The 15750-nt window shown below is 36.7% G+C and carries 10 protein-coding genes; all 10 read left to right on the forward strand.

The features are described from left to right. Positions 1 to 193: 193 nt before the first annotated feature. Positions 194 to 988 (forward strand): SDR family oxidoreductase, encoded by a 795-nt coding sequence (locus ACMA47_RS20725; RefSeq protein WP_047435743.1) that lies wholly within the window; start codon positions 194 to 196, stop codon positions 986 to 988. A 44-nt stretch (positions 989 to 1032) separates the two neighbouring features. Then, positions 1033 to 2691 (forward strand): autotransporter assembly complex protein TamA, encoded by a 1659-nt coding sequence (locus tag ACMA47_RS20730; protein WP_413931300.1) that lies wholly within the window; start codon positions 1033 to 1035, stop codon positions 2689 to 2691. A 335-nt stretch (positions 2692 to 3026) separates the two neighbouring features. After that, the gene (locus tag ACMA47_RS20735) at positions 3027 to 6167 is read left to right on the forward strand and encodes a SusC/RagA family TonB-linked outer membrane protein (RefSeq protein WP_413931301.1); all 3141 of its coding nucleotides are present in this window, start codon (positions 3027 to 3029) and stop codon (positions 6165 to 6167) included. 20 nt (positions 6168 to 6187) lie between these two features. Next, the gene (locus tag ACMA47_RS20740; RefSeq protein ID WP_413931302.1) at positions 6188 to 7708 is read left to right on the forward strand and encodes a SusD/RagB family nutrient-binding outer membrane lipoprotein; all 1521 of its coding nucleotides are present in this window, start codon (positions 6188 to 6190) and stop codon (positions 7706 to 7708) included. 82 nt (positions 7709 to 7790) lie between these two features. Continuing rightward, positions 7791 to 10136 (forward strand): phosphocholine-specific phospholipase C, encoded by a 2346-nt coding sequence (locus ACMA47_RS20745; RefSeq protein WP_413931303.1) that lies wholly within the window; start codon positions 7791 to 7793, stop codon positions 10134 to 10136. Positions 10137 to 10324: 188 nt separating this feature from the next. Further along, positions 10325 to 10903 carry a hypothetical protein gene (locus tag ACMA47_RS20750; protein ID WP_413931305.1) on the forward strand — a complete coding sequence of 193 codons (579 nt, stop codon included), beginning with the start codon at positions 10325 to 10327 and terminating at the stop codon, positions 10901 to 10903. Positions 10904 to 11008: 105 nt separating this feature from the next. Further along, positions 11009 to 11809: a WxL protein host-binding domain-containing protein gene (locus ACMA47_RS20755; protein ID WP_413931306.1), complete on the forward strand. Its 801-nt coding sequence runs from the start codon at positions 11009 to 11011 to the stop codon at positions 11807 to 11809. After that, positions 11802 to 14555: a hypothetical protein gene (locus tag ACMA47_RS20760; protein ID WP_413931307.1), complete on the forward strand. Its 2754-nt coding sequence runs from the start codon at positions 11802 to 11804 to the stop codon at positions 14553 to 14555. The genes ACMA47_RS20755 and ACMA47_RS20760 overlap by 8 nt, the downstream gene beginning before the upstream one ends. Beyond that, positions 14552 to 15085 carry a hypothetical protein gene (locus ACMA47_RS20765; RefSeq protein ID WP_413931308.1) on the forward strand — a complete coding sequence of 178 codons (534 nt, stop codon included), beginning with the start codon at positions 14552 to 14554 and terminating at the stop codon, positions 15083 to 15085. The genes ACMA47_RS20760 and ACMA47_RS20765 overlap by 4 nt, the downstream gene beginning before the upstream one ends. A gap of 7 nt (positions 15086 to 15092) precedes the next feature. Further along, on the forward strand, positions 15093 to 15656 hold the full coding sequence (locus ACMA47_RS20770) for a hypothetical protein (RefSeq protein ID WP_413931309.1): 564 nt from the start codon (positions 15093 to 15095) through the stop codon (positions 15654 to 15656). Positions 15657 to 15750: the final 94 nt, after the last annotated feature.

Genomic DNA, 15750 nt, shown 5'->3' on the forward strand with positions numbered 1-15750 from the left:
TTTTAAGTTTATCATCAATCCGGGACAATAGGTCAAGAAATTATTAAAAATTATTTCAGAAATAATAAATAACTGAGTTCATTTTTCTTTTTTTACATTTGCTGAAAATAGATTTTACTTTTGAACACAGACCTTTAAAAACGTCTCACTGGCATCAGAAGAAAATAAAAACATTAAAAATCATACGAATTCAATGACCATCATTATAACAGGAACCTCATCAGGAATCGGCTTCGCATTAGCCGAATATTTTGGTAAAAAAGGGCATAAAGTATATGGATTAAGCAGAAAGCATACAGAAAGCCAATACTTCAAATCTATCCCAACTGATGTGACAGACAATACAGCAGTTCAAAATGCTGTAGCTGAGGTTTTAAAAACAGAAACTAAAATTGATGTTCTGATCAATAATGCCGGAATGGGAATGGTAGGCGCCGTAGAAGATTCTACCAAAGAAGATATTCTGAAACTTTTCAGTCTGAATCTTGCCGGACCTGTACAGATGATGAGTGCCGTTCTTCCGAACATGCGTGAACATAAATTCGGAAAGATCATCAATGTTTCCAGCATCGGAAGTGAAATGGGGCTGCCTTTCCGTGGATTTTATTCAGCTTCCAAATCTGCATTGGATAAAGTAACGGAAGCGATGAGGTATGAAGTTTACCCATGGAATATTGACGTTTGTTCTCTGCACCTGGGGGATATTAAAACCAATATTGCAGACAACAGAGTGATTGCACAGGTTTCTCAACCTTACAAAAATGTTTTTGACAAAGTATATGCGCTGATGAACTCTCACGTAAATGACGGAACAGAGCCTTTGGAAGTTGCAGAATACATTGAAAAACTTTTAGCAAAAAATAAATGGAAAGCTCATTATTATTTTGGTAAATTCGGGCAGAAAATCGGGGTTCCTTTGAAATGGATTCTTCCGCAGGGAACTTATGAAAATTTGATGAAGAAGTATAATAAACTGGATAAAAATTAGTTGATTGATAAGGCGCATTGTCATTCTGAACGGAATGAAATGCAGTGAAGAATCTTTTATATTTTATAGAGATTCCTCTTCATATTCAGAAGAATAAATTGAAATTACTTTTAAAAATATTTTTTGTACTGTTCTGCGTTTTCACACAAGCGCAGAAAAAGCAGTATTGGCTGATTGATTCAGAAACCAAAGTCCGAAAAAAAGTAAAAGATTCTACTTCTGCTGTAAAATTTCTGGATTCTTTAGCTCAAAGTAATTATTTCTTCACGAAACTGAAAGAAGTAAAAGTAAAAGGGGACAGCACGGAAATTTTCTATGATAAAGGGAAAAATTTCAATGAAACTTATGTAAACCTTACGGATTCTTTGGTTCAAAAATTAAAAATTCAGAAGGATTTTTTTACTAAAAACTTAGATTCCACCAAGAAAAGCATCAACAAAACTTATATTGATGAAGGGTATTCTTTCAGCAGAATCAAATCTAAATACAAAGGACAGAAAAACGGCTACCCGATTGTAGAACTTGACATCAATAAGAATGATAAAAGAACGATCAATGGGTTTGTGGTAAAAGGATATGAAAAAGTGCCCAAAAGATTCATCAAAAACCTGGAAAAGGAGTTCAAAGGCAAAAACTATGATGACAAAAATCTTTTAGCCATCAACAAAACCTTTCAGAGTCATCCTTTTCTGACCCTCGAACGGCAGCCACAAACTTTATTCACAAAAGATTCCACCAGTATTTACCTGTTTCTGGAAAAGAAAAAGACGAATACCTTCGATGGGGTCATTGGTTTTGGAAATGACAAAAGCTCAAAGTTTACGTTAAACGGAACCATGAATGTCAATTTCAGGAATATGTTCAATGGTTTTGAAACCGTCAATTTATACTGGCAGAGAAACCCTGATAAAGGACAGAATTTCGATCTTAGAGTGGATATTCCATACCTTTTCAAATCGAATGTCGGGATGGATACAAAAGTAAATATCTACAGACAGGACTCAACATTTGCCAACGTGAAATTCCTTCCTGCTTTCTATTACCATATCAATAACAGGAATAAAATCGGTTTGAGAGCGACTCTGGAAACCTCTACTATTATTGATACATTATACGTTCAGGGAAAAGACTACAACAAAAAAGGGCTCGGGATATGGTATGAAATGACAGAACCCACTGATATTGACCTTTTCCTTTACAAAACAAGGATCAATGCCGGATATGATTTCTTAACAACTACTTATTCTAAAGATAATATTAAAGCCAATCAAAACCAGTTTTATTTCTTTGGAGAACACAATTACCACATTTCCGGAAATCACTTCCTGAACATCAAAGCGGAAGGTGCGATGATGGATTCTAAAATAGAATTCTCTGCCAATGAATTATACCGTTTCGGAGGATGGAACTCCATGCGGGGATTCAATGAAAACTCTCTCGCTGCCGACTTTTATTATTATGGAAGTCTGGAATACCGGTATCTGATCGGTAACCAGGCCTTCTTTGACGTCTTTGGACAATACGGACAGCTTAATAATAAATCTTTAAATGTAAAACCTAAGCTCTACAGTGTCGGGCTCGGTTTCAATTTCTTCATCCCCATTGGTCTGATGAGTTTCCAGCTGTCTAATGGTAATGAGTTCGGAAATCCGTTTAAGTTTAATGATATTAAAATCCACTGGGGAATTCTGAGTAGGTTTTAGAAAGAAAAGAAGGAACTGCGAAGCTGGAGGCTGGAAGTTATCAGAATCCTGTTTTCACAATCTGTTTCTTTCATAAGACTGAACTTTTCCTTCAAAAATTTATTACAGAGGACTTCAAGAAGTTGATACCCACAATAACTTCCAGCTTCCTTCTCCCAGCATCCCTCCTTATTTATTAATATCTATATAATAAAGCAAAAGTCCCTATACAAAGGACATTTTTCATTTTACTTATTTATTAATTCTTATTGTTAAAAAATATTAAATCGTATTTTTATTTTAATACATCATTAAAGTACTGGTAACAGTGCACTGCTAAATTTGCCTTCAAAAAAATGAAGAAAACTCTAGCCACTTTTGCCGTTTTTTTACTTCCCCTTTATTTTTCTGCTCAGGAAATCAATATTTCAGGAAATGTAAAATCAGAAAACGGTTCTAGTGTTTCCGGTGTGAACATCACCGACAAAAACACAGGAAAGACTGCTACTACAGATGAAAATGGTAATTTCACTATTTCTGCAAACCCTAAAGACATTCTTGAATTTTTTGCTCCTGATTTTTCTGTTTATACCGTTGAGGTTTCTTCCAAAAAACAGTATTCTGTTGTATTAAAAAAGCCAAACGAAAAGCAGATTGAAGGCGTGGTGATTACCGCTTTAGGGATTGCCAAAAAGAAAGAAAAAATCGGATATTCTACTCAGGAAGTAGGAACAAAACAGTTTGAAACCCTCACTACTCCAAGTATTGGAAATTTATTCTCCGGACAGGTAGCCGGACTGAATGTTTCCAATCCGACGGGAATGCAGCAGGCTCCACAGTTTACGCTGAGAGGAAACTCCAATCTGGTTTTTGTCATTGATGGTGTGATTGTGGAAAAAGAGGTTTTCCAGAATTTAGACCCTAACAATATTGAAAATATCAATGTATTGAAAGGAGCTACCGCTTCTGCCCTATATGGTTCAAGAGGTCGTTACGGAGCTGTTTTAATCACCACAAAAAATGCTAAGAAGAAAGGATTCTCAGTAGAGTTTTCTCAGAATACCATGATTACAGCTGGGTTTACCAACCTTCCAAAAACCCAGACTGAATATGGAAACGGCTCACACGGAAAATATGAATTCTGGGATGGAGCCGATGGCGGGGTGAATGACGGAGATATGATCTGGGGACCAAAATTCGTTCCCGGATTACAGATTGCTCAATGGAATAGCCCGATCAGAGATAAAGTAACAGGACAAGTTGTTCCTTGGTATGGAGCCGTGACAGGAACTCAGTATGATGATAAATCAAGGTATGAAAGAGTTCCTATTGACTGGAAATACCATGATAACTTAAGTACGTTCTTAAAACCGGCAGTGATCAACAATAATAACTTCGCGATCAGCTATAGAAATAACAAAGATGTATACAGATTCTCCGGGAATTTCATGAATTATGATGACAGGGTTCCCAATTCTTATCTTCAGAAATACGGAATCAACTTCTCTTCTGAAAACCATCTTGGAGATAAATTAACCTTCGATACAAAATTCAACTTCAATCAGGCTTTTACTCCTAATATCCCCAACTACGATTATAACCCAAGCGGACACATGTACACCATTTTGATCTGGATGGGAGGTGATGTAGATGGAAAAGCATTGAAAAATCATATGTGGATTCCTGGAAAAGAAGGAAGAGCACAGGCCAACTGGAACTATGCGTGGTACAATAACCCTTGGTTCGGAGCTGAATATTACAAGAATCAGAACAGAACCAATATTATCAATGCTCAGACAGGTTTAGAGTATAAAGCGACACAGGATCTATCGGTAAAAGGGAAAATATCTCTTGTGGAAAACCACAGCAAAACGGAAGTAATGAGTCCGTATTCCTATTTCAATTATGATGCACCAAGAAGTGGTGGTTATATATTAAGGGATAACAAAACCTGGAACCTCAATTATGATGTGTTGGCGACTTACAAGAAAAAGATATCTGAAAATTTTGATGTGACAGTCAATGCGGGAGGTTCTGCTTTCTATTATAAAAACAATAATAATGAAAGGTCTACAGATGGATTAAAAATTCCTGAAGTGTATACATTCGACAACTCTATCGGAGCGCTTAAAAATTATACCTATTTGAAGGAAAAATTAATTTACAGTGCTTATTCAACAATTGATATCGGATTGTATAATGCATTCTTCATCAATGTTTCTGGACGTAATGACTGGTCTTCAACACTACCTAAGGCCAACAGATCTTACTTCTACCCTTCTGCTTCCATCAGTGCCGTTATTTCCAACCTGGTAAAAATGCCTGAGTCTATTAATATGTTGAAACTTTCTGCTTCATGGGCGAAAGTAGCGTATGATTTCCAGCCTTATTCCATCAGAAATTATTATCTGAACAATGAGGGAATCACATTCAATGGAAATCCTACTTATTATTATCCAATGACTTTGAACGTAGAAAACTCTTTGAAACCGGAACAGACAAAATCTTATGAATTAGGATTAAGCGCAGGTTTCCTGAACAACAGAATTACTTTTGACGCCACTTATTTCAGAACATTAGATTATAATAATATTCTTCAGTTCCCTGCTGCTGAATCATCAGGGTTCACTTCTCAATATGTAAACGGAAATGAATATACTACGAAAGGATTTGAAGTTTCCCTTGGTTTAGTTCCGGTAAAAACTTCTGATTTCAGCTGGAAAACGTTGATCAACTGGAGTACTTATGAACAAAAGCTGACTTCCATTTATGATAATATGCCGAACTACAAAAATATTAAGTTAGGCGAAAGAATGGACAGCTATTATGACTATACATGGCAAAAGTCTCCGGATGGAAAGGTCATTCTTGATGCCAATACAGGAATGCCAACAAGAGCAAATGCTCCAAGCAACTTAGGTCATTTCAATCCGGACTGGACTTTCGGTTTCAACAACACATTCAAATATAAAAAATTCACTTTAAACATTGGAATTGACGGAAGCATCGGAGGTGTGATGAGGTCGCAGGTTGTGGAAAAAATGTGGTGGGGAGGAAAACACCCTAATTCTGTAGCGTACAGAGATCTTGAGTATGCAAATCCGGGAACCTATTATTTTGTACCTGATGGGGTTAACTACAATCCGGCAACCGGAACCTATACTCCACACACCAAAGCAATCAGCTACCAGGACTGGGCACAGAATTATCCATACCGTGCGAGAGTAACACAGGATGAAAGTGAAGAGTTTGCTAACGTTTTTGACAGAACTTTCATTAAGCTAAGATCTGTAGTGTTAGAATATGACTTCTCTTCATTACTCAACCCAAAAGGAATGGTAAAAGGGTTCACAGCCAATATTTCCGCCTACAACCTGGCAATGTGGAAAAAATCAAAGAACCTTTATTCTGACCCGGATTTCCAGACAAAAACGGAAAATGATATTCAGGATCCATCCAGCAGATGGTTTGGAATCGGTTTTAATCTTAAGTTTTAACTAAAAAGTACGTCAAGACAATGAAAAATAATATAAACAAAGTGACAGGACAAAAAGGTAAAACAGCAAAATGGCTGATGAAATCTCTATTTGCGGCAGGACTTCTGACACTGGCTTCATGTGAATCCAACCTTGATACCATCAATGAAAACCCTAATGACCAGGCCAGTATTGATCCTAGATATCTTTTGACTTATGTTGAAAAATATACTTTTCAGGTAAACGGGGACAATATGTATGCCTCCAGAATGATGATTGGTACTGATGGTGAAAATTCATACCAGTATATGAAATGGAATGATACTTCTTTTGAAGTCTATACCAAAGGTCTTCTGAACACTGGAAAAATGATGCAGGAAGCTGAAAAAAGAGGAAACAAAAATTATCTGGCTATCGGGAAGTTTTTGAGAGCCTATCATTTCTTCAATATCAGTTTAAAAGTAGGAAGCGCTCCTTATTCGGAAGCAGCAAAGGGTGAATCTGGAATTACCCAACCTAAATATGATACACAGGAAGCTATCATGTCCGGAATTTTATCAGAACTAAAAGAGGCCAATGATCTTATTAATACCAACGATAAAATTGAGGGTGATATTGTATACAACGGAGATGCTCTAAAGTGGAAAAAACTGATTAATTCCTTCCGTCTGAAAATTCTGATCACATTATCTAAAAAAACGACCGTAGGAAGTTATAATATCGCTACAGAATTCGCTTCTATTGCAGGAAGCCAGTCTCTCATGACTTCCATTGCAGATAACGGTGAGCTTAAGTTTGCTGATGCTGCTGACAGCAGATACACGATGTTTAATAACAGTGGATATGGTTCAAGTTTGTACATGGCAGATTATTTTATTAATATGTTCAAAGACAGGCATGATCCACGTTTGTTCACGTTTGCAGCACAGACTACCGGAGCTAAAGAAGCAGGAAAAGCCATCACAGATTATACAGGATATAACGGTGGAAATCCTACTTCCCCATACTCTGATAATGCAGCACTGATCACGGCAAAAAACATTTCCAAAGTAAACGACCGTTTTTATAAAGATCCTACCAATGAACCTGCTTCTGTATTAAGCTATTCAGAACTTGAGTTTATTCTGGCTGAAGCTACGGCAAGAGGCTGGATTTCCGGATCTGCAAAAACACATTACGATAATGCGATCAAAGCAAGTTTCAATTTTTATCAGACCTATGTAAAAAATTCGGGACAATATTTCTCAGGATTTGATGTGAATCAATATCTGGCAACTCCTTTAGTCGTTTATAATAATGCTGATCCATTACAAACGCAGCTGGAAAAGATCATGACTCAAAAATACATGACGATGTTCCATCAGGCACAGTGGACTTCTTACTTTGATTATTTAAGAACAGGCTTTCCAAATTATCCTTTAAAAGCAGGAGTTGCAGCTCCTTTCAGGTTCAGATATCCGCAGTCTGAGTATAATTACAACAGCAATAATTTAAAAGCTGCTTTAACGGCTCAGTATGGAGGAAATGATAATATCAACTCCAAACCTTGGTGGTTACAATAAAAATCTGATTAATTTTATATAAAACAAAGAAACCGCAGGAAAATCCTATTAACTTGCGGTTTCTTTCTTATTACGATTGAATATGAACAGAAGAGAATTTTTAGAGAAATCAAGTATTTTATTAGCTGGATTAGGAACTTCAGGGGTTCTGCATCCTTCCATTTTAAAAGCTTTAGCCATTGATCCGGCTGCCCAGTCTACATTTTATGATGCAGAGCATGTTGTCATCCTGATGCAGGAAAACCGTTCATTTGACCATGCTTTTGGTACTCTTAAAGGAGTTAGAGGCTTTTTGGATAAAAGAGCTTTTGTAAAACAGGACGGCCATTCTGTTTTCTTTCAAAAAAATGACGAAGGGAAATATGCATCTCCTGCCCGTCTGGATTTAAGAAATACAAAATCTACCTGGATGAGCTCATTGCCGCATTCATGGGCAGATCAGCAGAAAGCTTTGAACAAAGGTAAATTTGACCAATGGCTTCAGGCGAAAGCTTCGGGAAATAAAGATTATAAAAATATTCCGCTTACCTTAGGGTATTACAACCGTGAAGACCTTCCGTTTTATTATCAGCTGGCGGATGCCTTCACCATATTCGATCAGTATTTCTGTTCATCGCTTACCGGAACTACTCCCAACAGACTGTTTCTTTGGTCCGGAACATTGAGAGAACAGCAAAACGGAAAAGTAAAGGCCAATGTTGTCAATGAAAATATTGATTATGATAAAGCGAGACAGCCAAAATGGAAAAGTTTCCCGGAAATATTAGAACAGCAAAACGTTTCCTGGAGAATTTATCAGAATGAAATCAGTCTTCCAAAAGGAATGTCCGGAGAGCAGGAAGCCTGGTTAAGCAATTTTACAGATAACCCGATTGAATGGTTTTCAAAATTCAACGTTAAGTTTTCAAAAGGATATTATCAGAATATTCCGAATATCATCGCCTATCTGAAGAAGGAAATTGAAAAAAATCCTAATCAGAAAGAAAGACTGGAAGCCATGTTGGCGGAAGTTCAGGAAGATCAGGTGAAATACCATCCTGATAATTATTCCAAACTTTCAAAAGAAGAAAAAAATCTTCACGAAAAAGCATTTACAACCAATTCCAATGATCCGGATTACTGGAAACTGGAAATCGGAAAGGATGAAAACGGAGAAAGACTGGTTGTTCCGGAAGGAGACGTACTGTTCCAGTTCCGTAAAGATGTGGAAGAGAAAAAACTTCCGTTGGTTTCCTGGCTGGTAGCTCCTGAACATTTCTCAGATCATCCGGGATCACCCTGGTATGGAGCATGGTATATTTCTGAAGTTCTGAATATTCTGACCAAAGATCCTGAAACCTGGAAGAAAACCATATTTATCATCAATTATGATGAGAATGACGGGTATTTTGATCACGTACTGCCTTTTGCACCACCAGTGAATCCAAGCCAGCCTGTAGATATGAACGGAAAAGAAGGGGTGGAATATGTGGATCAATCTCAGGAATATATGAGCAATCCTTCTTTGAAAAGCTATGAAAAAGTAGAAGGAACAGTGGGATTAGGCTACAGAGTACCGATGATCATCGCTTCTCCATGGACGAAAGGAGGTTTTGTAAATTCTGAGGTATCGGATCACACGTCTGTCCTGCAGTTTCTGGAGAAATTCATTATGAAGAAATTCAAAAAGGATGTCCATGTTGACAATATCAGTGACTGGAGAAGAGCGGTATGCGGAGACCTTACCTCTGCTTTCAATTCTTCCAGCGTGAAAGTTCCGAAAATGGATTATCTGAATCAAAAAGATTATGCTAAAACCATCAATGCAGCTAAAAATAAACCTGTTCCCAATCTGAAATGGTATTCCGAAAATGAACTTAAAGACAATTTGCTTGACATTCAGGAAAGAGGACTGAAACCCTCCAACCCATTACCTTATCATTTCCATGTAAATCTGGAAGGAGACCATATAAAAATGACTAACCTGAAAGAAAATGGAGTTCCTTTGCTTGTTTATGACAGAACTCAATTTGACAGCAATAATTATCATTTTTCATATGCTTTGTATTCCAAACAAAATTTATCCCATCCTGTACATTCCGGAGCTTATGATTATGAAATTTTTGGTCCCAATGGCTTTTTCAGGAAATTCCAGGGAAGTATTTCACCAGAAATAGAGATAATTTTAGAGAATATAACACCGAAAAACCAGGTTGAGCTGACTATAAGAAGTAACAAAAAGAAAAATTTTTCCATCAATCTGGAAGATCTGTACACAAAAAATAAAAAAACAATTTCTGTACAAAAACCAGAAGAAAAAATAATTATCGATCTTGATAAATTTAAAGGTTGGTATGATTTGAAAATAACACTAAATGAGCATCTGTGGCACTTCGCAGGGAGAACAGAAACCGGAAAGGTCTCTGTTTCTGATCCGCACTGGGCATAAAAAATATTGATCAATAGGGATAAAAGCCTGTACAAATTTGTACAGGCTTTTTTTGACTTATTATGTTAAAGTATATTTAAAATATAATGCATTACATACAGTAAATAATTATTAATATAAAAATTATGATATATTTTTCTCAAATTATTCTGAATTTTATTATATTCACTTAACTAATTATCAGCATCATGAAAAAACTAAATTTGACTATTGCAGCGTCTTTTTTTGCATTGGCTCTATCCGGGAATCTGAGCGCCCAAGACCTCGCAACAGATAACCATACGGTTACCATTTCTATTCCCGAAGTTGCATTGGTAGATATTGAACCAGCAGCAACCAAAAACATTACCCTTGGATTTACAGCTCCTACTGAAGCCGGAAATCCTATTCTTCCAGCTGCGGCCAACACTACTTTGTGGCTTAATTACTCTTCTATTAAATCTGTGGCAGATCCTACACGTAACGTAAGCGTAAAAATGAACGCTATCATTCCTGGAGTAGATCTTCATGTAACGGCTGCTGCTGCCACCGGAGCAGGGGCTGGTACATTAGGAACTTCTGCAGGTCTGCTTACATTAACTGGTACTGACCAGACTATTATTTCCGGTATTGGAAGTGCTTATACAGGAAATGGAGCTAATAACGGTCACAATCTTACCTATGCACTCGCTGCAGGAAGTGGTCCTGGAGGGGTAGCAGCTTACGCCGATTTACAGGCTACAGCTACTGTTGTTGCTACCGTTACGTATACGATATCAGACAATTAGAATTTAATTTAAATTCAATTTTGTGTTTCAAAAAACAAGAAGAAGTTGTTATTCAGTTTCTTCCTGGCTTTGTATTATTCATGATTTAACTCCAAACTTTACACAATGATAAAGCGTATCCTTCTTTTGATCACCTTGATTTTGCAGTTCCACTTTTTACATGCCGGTATTGTGATTCTCAACGGGCTTACGCATTCTTACAAAATAGAAAACGGAAAGGTTTATAAAGGAAAAGTTGCCATTGAAAACACAGGCAGCAATCCTCAAAGTGTAAAAATATTTTTACAGGATTATACCTACCATGCGGACGGAACCATCAATTATACAGCATTACGTACCAATACACGAAGTAACGGAGAGTGGCTGAAACTCAACACCAATCTTGTTACGCTTAAAGGTAAAGAAAAGACTGAGATATTCTATGAAATAACAGTTCCCAATCAGGCAATGGATCCGGGAAGCTATTGGAGTGTGATCATTGTAGAACCGGTAGAAGATATAAAACCAAGTGACGGTAAACCTGGAGTGAGCATCACTTCTATTATACGATACGCCATTCAGGTTATTACAGATTTTGAAACAGAAAAAGCCAAACCGGATCTTAAGTTTGAAAGTATCAAGGTGGAAAAACAGGAAGGAAAACAAACGGCAAAGATAGCAATAGCCAATAATGGTAATCTTTACTGTAAACCGACTGCTTCCATAGAAATCTATAACCGAAAAACGGGCGAAAAAGTGGGAACTTATTCAAGTTTAACAATGGGGCTGTTACCCAACACCTCCAAAACATTTTACATTGATATCAGTAAAGTACCCTCCGATAAATACAAAGCAGCTATCATAGCTACCGATGAAGAAGAGAATGCTTTTGCACTCAATGTGGAATTAGAAGTAAAAAATGAGTAGAACTTGGACTTTATTTATTATCATATCACTATTCCCGGTATTTATTTTTTCTCAAGAGCAATCCAATAGATTGATCAGTAAGAAAGATAGTTTAATGCCGGGAATGTCTACTTCTATTCCCTTCACTTTAGAAAACAATTCGGATGAAGCTAAGACCTATGATATCTCAGTTTCCACATCAAGTCCGTCTATCAATCCTATTTTAGCAAAAGGAGAATTTCAGATTCTTCCTCATGAAACATCAGTTTATCTCGTTCCTTTGCGCATCGGAACAGAAACAGGACAGGGTATCTATTCTGTGATACTGAATATCATCGATCGGAATAACGGAATAGCTTTTACAAAAAACTCAAAGATCATCGTTTCCGGAAACAGGAATCTTTTGGTTACTGCGTTGAATACCCCTGAGTTTGTAAGAGCAGGAGAAACAATCCGTGCTTCATTTCTTTTAAAAAATAATGGGAATGTCACTGAAAGTATTGTTCTCGAAAGTAAAAATGCTATTGTTGATAATGAAACATCATTGATACTGGAACCTAATGAGTCTAAAACAATTACTATTCATAAAGTAACAAATCCTGAACTCGCTCAAAATGAATTTCAAAACCTAAACCTTTCGGTGCACTCAAAGGGTAATCCCAAAGAAAATCAGGATGTCTATGTGAGTACACAGGTGATATCAGCAAAACCTTCTGAAAAAGATATTTATCACAGGCTTCCTGTTGCCTTTTCATTGTCTTTCATCGGCATGCAGAATATGGGAGTGTATAATGATGGTTTTCAGGGAGAAATCTATGGTAAAGGAACACTTGACAAAGACAATAAGAATCAGATTGAGTTTAGGGCGGTTACTCACAATCCTATAGAACTCAATACATTTACTCAGTATGAAGAATATTTTGTGAATTATAAACGGAACAATTTCTCTATTCATCTGGGTGATAAAACCTACTCCTCTTCCTACCTTACAGAATTTGCAAGATATGGCCGCGGGGCAGAAATCCGGTATGATCTCAATAAAGTAAGCTTCGGTGGATTTTATAACCATCCGAGGTTCTTCAGAGATATTAAAGATGAATTTAATTTTTATTCTGCGTTTAAAATCCGAAAAGAATCCGAAATTTCTGTAGGATATCTCTACAAAACTCCAAGAAAAGAAGAAATCAGATATAGTGAAGTAAGACTTGATTCTGATGCTCATTTACCTTATACTAAGGGAAAATTTAAGGTTTCAAACAATATAACTCTTTCCGGAGAATTGGCCTACAGTACTACACAAAAAACAGATGGAACAGCATATTTTCTGCAGGCTGAAGCCGTTTTTAAAAAGTTGAATGGAAGTTTAATGTATATGAAAGCCAGCCCCGATTTCGCAGGATATTTTACCAATACAAATACTTTTAATGGTAATATTTTCTACAATCTCACAAAGAAAATAAGTGTCTTTGCCAATTATATGCAGGATGCCAAAAATTTCCAAAGAGATACACTGCTCCTGGCAGCACCCTATAGAAAGTATTTTCAGTATGGTATACAGTACAAATATATACCGAGTGGTTTCATTATCCTTAATAATGGATATCAAACCTATAAAGATCGTTTAGAACCTAAGCAGTTTGATTATTATGAACGCTACTTCAAAGTAAGTATTAATCAGCAGATTGGGGTATTTCAGGTAAATTTGGATGGACAATTTGGTAAAACAGATAATTATCTGACGGGATTTAGTGGCAATTCAAGTTTTTATTCCGCGAATCTTTCATTTCAAAAATTCAGAACTTCTTTTAATATCTTCGGAAGTTATGCCATCAGTTCAAGATATCAGCTTCAAAATCAGAAAAATATTTATTATGGAGCCAGAATCTTTAGTCAGTTTTCTGATAAGACCAGACTAAGTATCTTTTATCAGAACAATTATATGCCTGAGGAATATTTTAAAGACAGAAACCTGTTTGAACTTCTATTTCACCAGCAGTTATTTCCCGGAAATGAACTTGATCTTTCCGGAAGATATTCATTGCAAAGAGGAGAAATCGGAAATAAAGATTTTATATTCTCCATGCGTTATACATGGCGTCCCAATATTCCCGTACAGAAAACTGCCGAATATATTTCATTGTCTGGGAATGTTGGCAACCTGGGTATAAAAAAGACTGAAGGCATAAGATTAATGCTTGGAAGTTATCTATCTATTACGGATAAGGAAGGAAATTATATATTTAAAAATGTTATCCCAGGGAATTATTTTCTTGAAATAGACCGCTCCACTACGGAAATCGATGATATTCCGACTCAAACGTTTCCTGCTGCTCTTTCATTGATCAATAAGGAGAACACTTTTAATTTCGGATTAACCACAGCAGCCAATGTTCAGGGGCATGTTAAGTTTTTAGAAACGGGAGAAAAAGATCAACCTGATTTTGGCCAGATACAATCTGAAAAAGGAAAAAAGAAAAGAGAAAGTATTATTGTAGAAGCTACCAATAATGACCAGACTTTCCGCAAGATCTGTTTCATTGGAGAAAACTTTGACTTCACTTATCTTAGACCTGGAGACTGGACTATTAAAGTATATCGTAACGGGCTTGATAAACGATATAAAATTTCAACAGACAAATTTCTGTTTACTTTAAAACCTTCAGAAACAAAAAATTTAAGCATCAATGTTGTTAAGCAACAGATAGAGATCAAATATCAACAGGAATCCTTGAAAGTAGGATATAATGAAATAAAAAAGAAAAGATGATTCTGATCCGTACCCTATTATTAATTGCATTTTGTGTTGTATCCGGGTCAATCTATTCCCAGACCGCAAATACGACTGTCAGTCTTACATTGCCAGTGGTAACTTTAATGGACATTGAGCCAACAGGAAGTATTGTTTTAAATTTTACACCTCCTACAGAGGCAGGAAATGCTCTTGGAGCACCAACTCCCAATACATCGAAATGGATCAACTATACTTCAGCTATTGCTTCCGGAGGACTTACCAGAAGAATTACAGCCTCAGTGAATAAACTTATCGCAGGTGTCAATATAAGGGTTCAGGCGGCGGCTGCTTCAGGAGCTGGCGGCGGAACATTGGGAACATCTTCAGGGCAAGTAATTCTCACCACAACTCCTACTACCATCATTAGTGGTATTGGCGGAGCATATACAGGAAATGGAGCGAATAACGGCCATGCACTCACTATTTCACTTGCTACTAATACTTATGCCAATTTACAGTCTCAGGCCAATACAGCAATCGTCATCACCTATACCATCACAGAATAAAATGAAAATGAAAAGTCCCTTTCTCAAAGAACAGTTCTTAAAAAGATATCTTTACATTATTGCTTTAATAATGGGAAGTTATCTCGAAGGGCAAACCATAAATATTGCCGGGACTAACTGGACTGTAAGTGTACCTACCATTACTGAGGCAGGTAGTAACTATACCGGAACTTATGATAACCCTGCACAACTAACATTATCCGGGCATTTGCCAGGGTCTTTTCTTAATCTTCTTTCAGCCTCCGGAGCAAAAATCACCATGCAACTTTCCCCTACTACCTGGAACAGTTCCTTGAAACTGTATGCAAAAAGAAATGGAGGAACAGCAACAATCAATGGTCTTTGCGTCCTTTGTACCGCTTCTATCAATGGAGGTACTGCAAATTTTATAGAAATACCACAAGCCAGTGCTGTAACGTTATCAACAATAACCTTTAGCGGAGTTTTAGGAGTCAGTAATAGTGTAAACTATTCTGGTATCAACGTACAACTTGAAATAGGAGGTGTTTCTGTGACAATTCCCGCAGCATCTTATAGCACACAAATAGTTTTTACGATAGCTGCAAACTAAGTACTCATTGGTAAGCTAGATTACCATCAAAATGTAACCAATAAGAACCGTTTCTTTAGAGAAGCGGTTTTTTATTTCTTTTGACTTAAAATAA

Origin of the sequence: Chryseobacterium sp. T20, from assembly GCF_047345655.1 — a bacterium.
Taxonomy (GTDB): domain Bacteria; phylum Bacteroidota; class Bacteroidia; order Flavobacteriales; family Weeksellaceae; genus Chryseobacterium.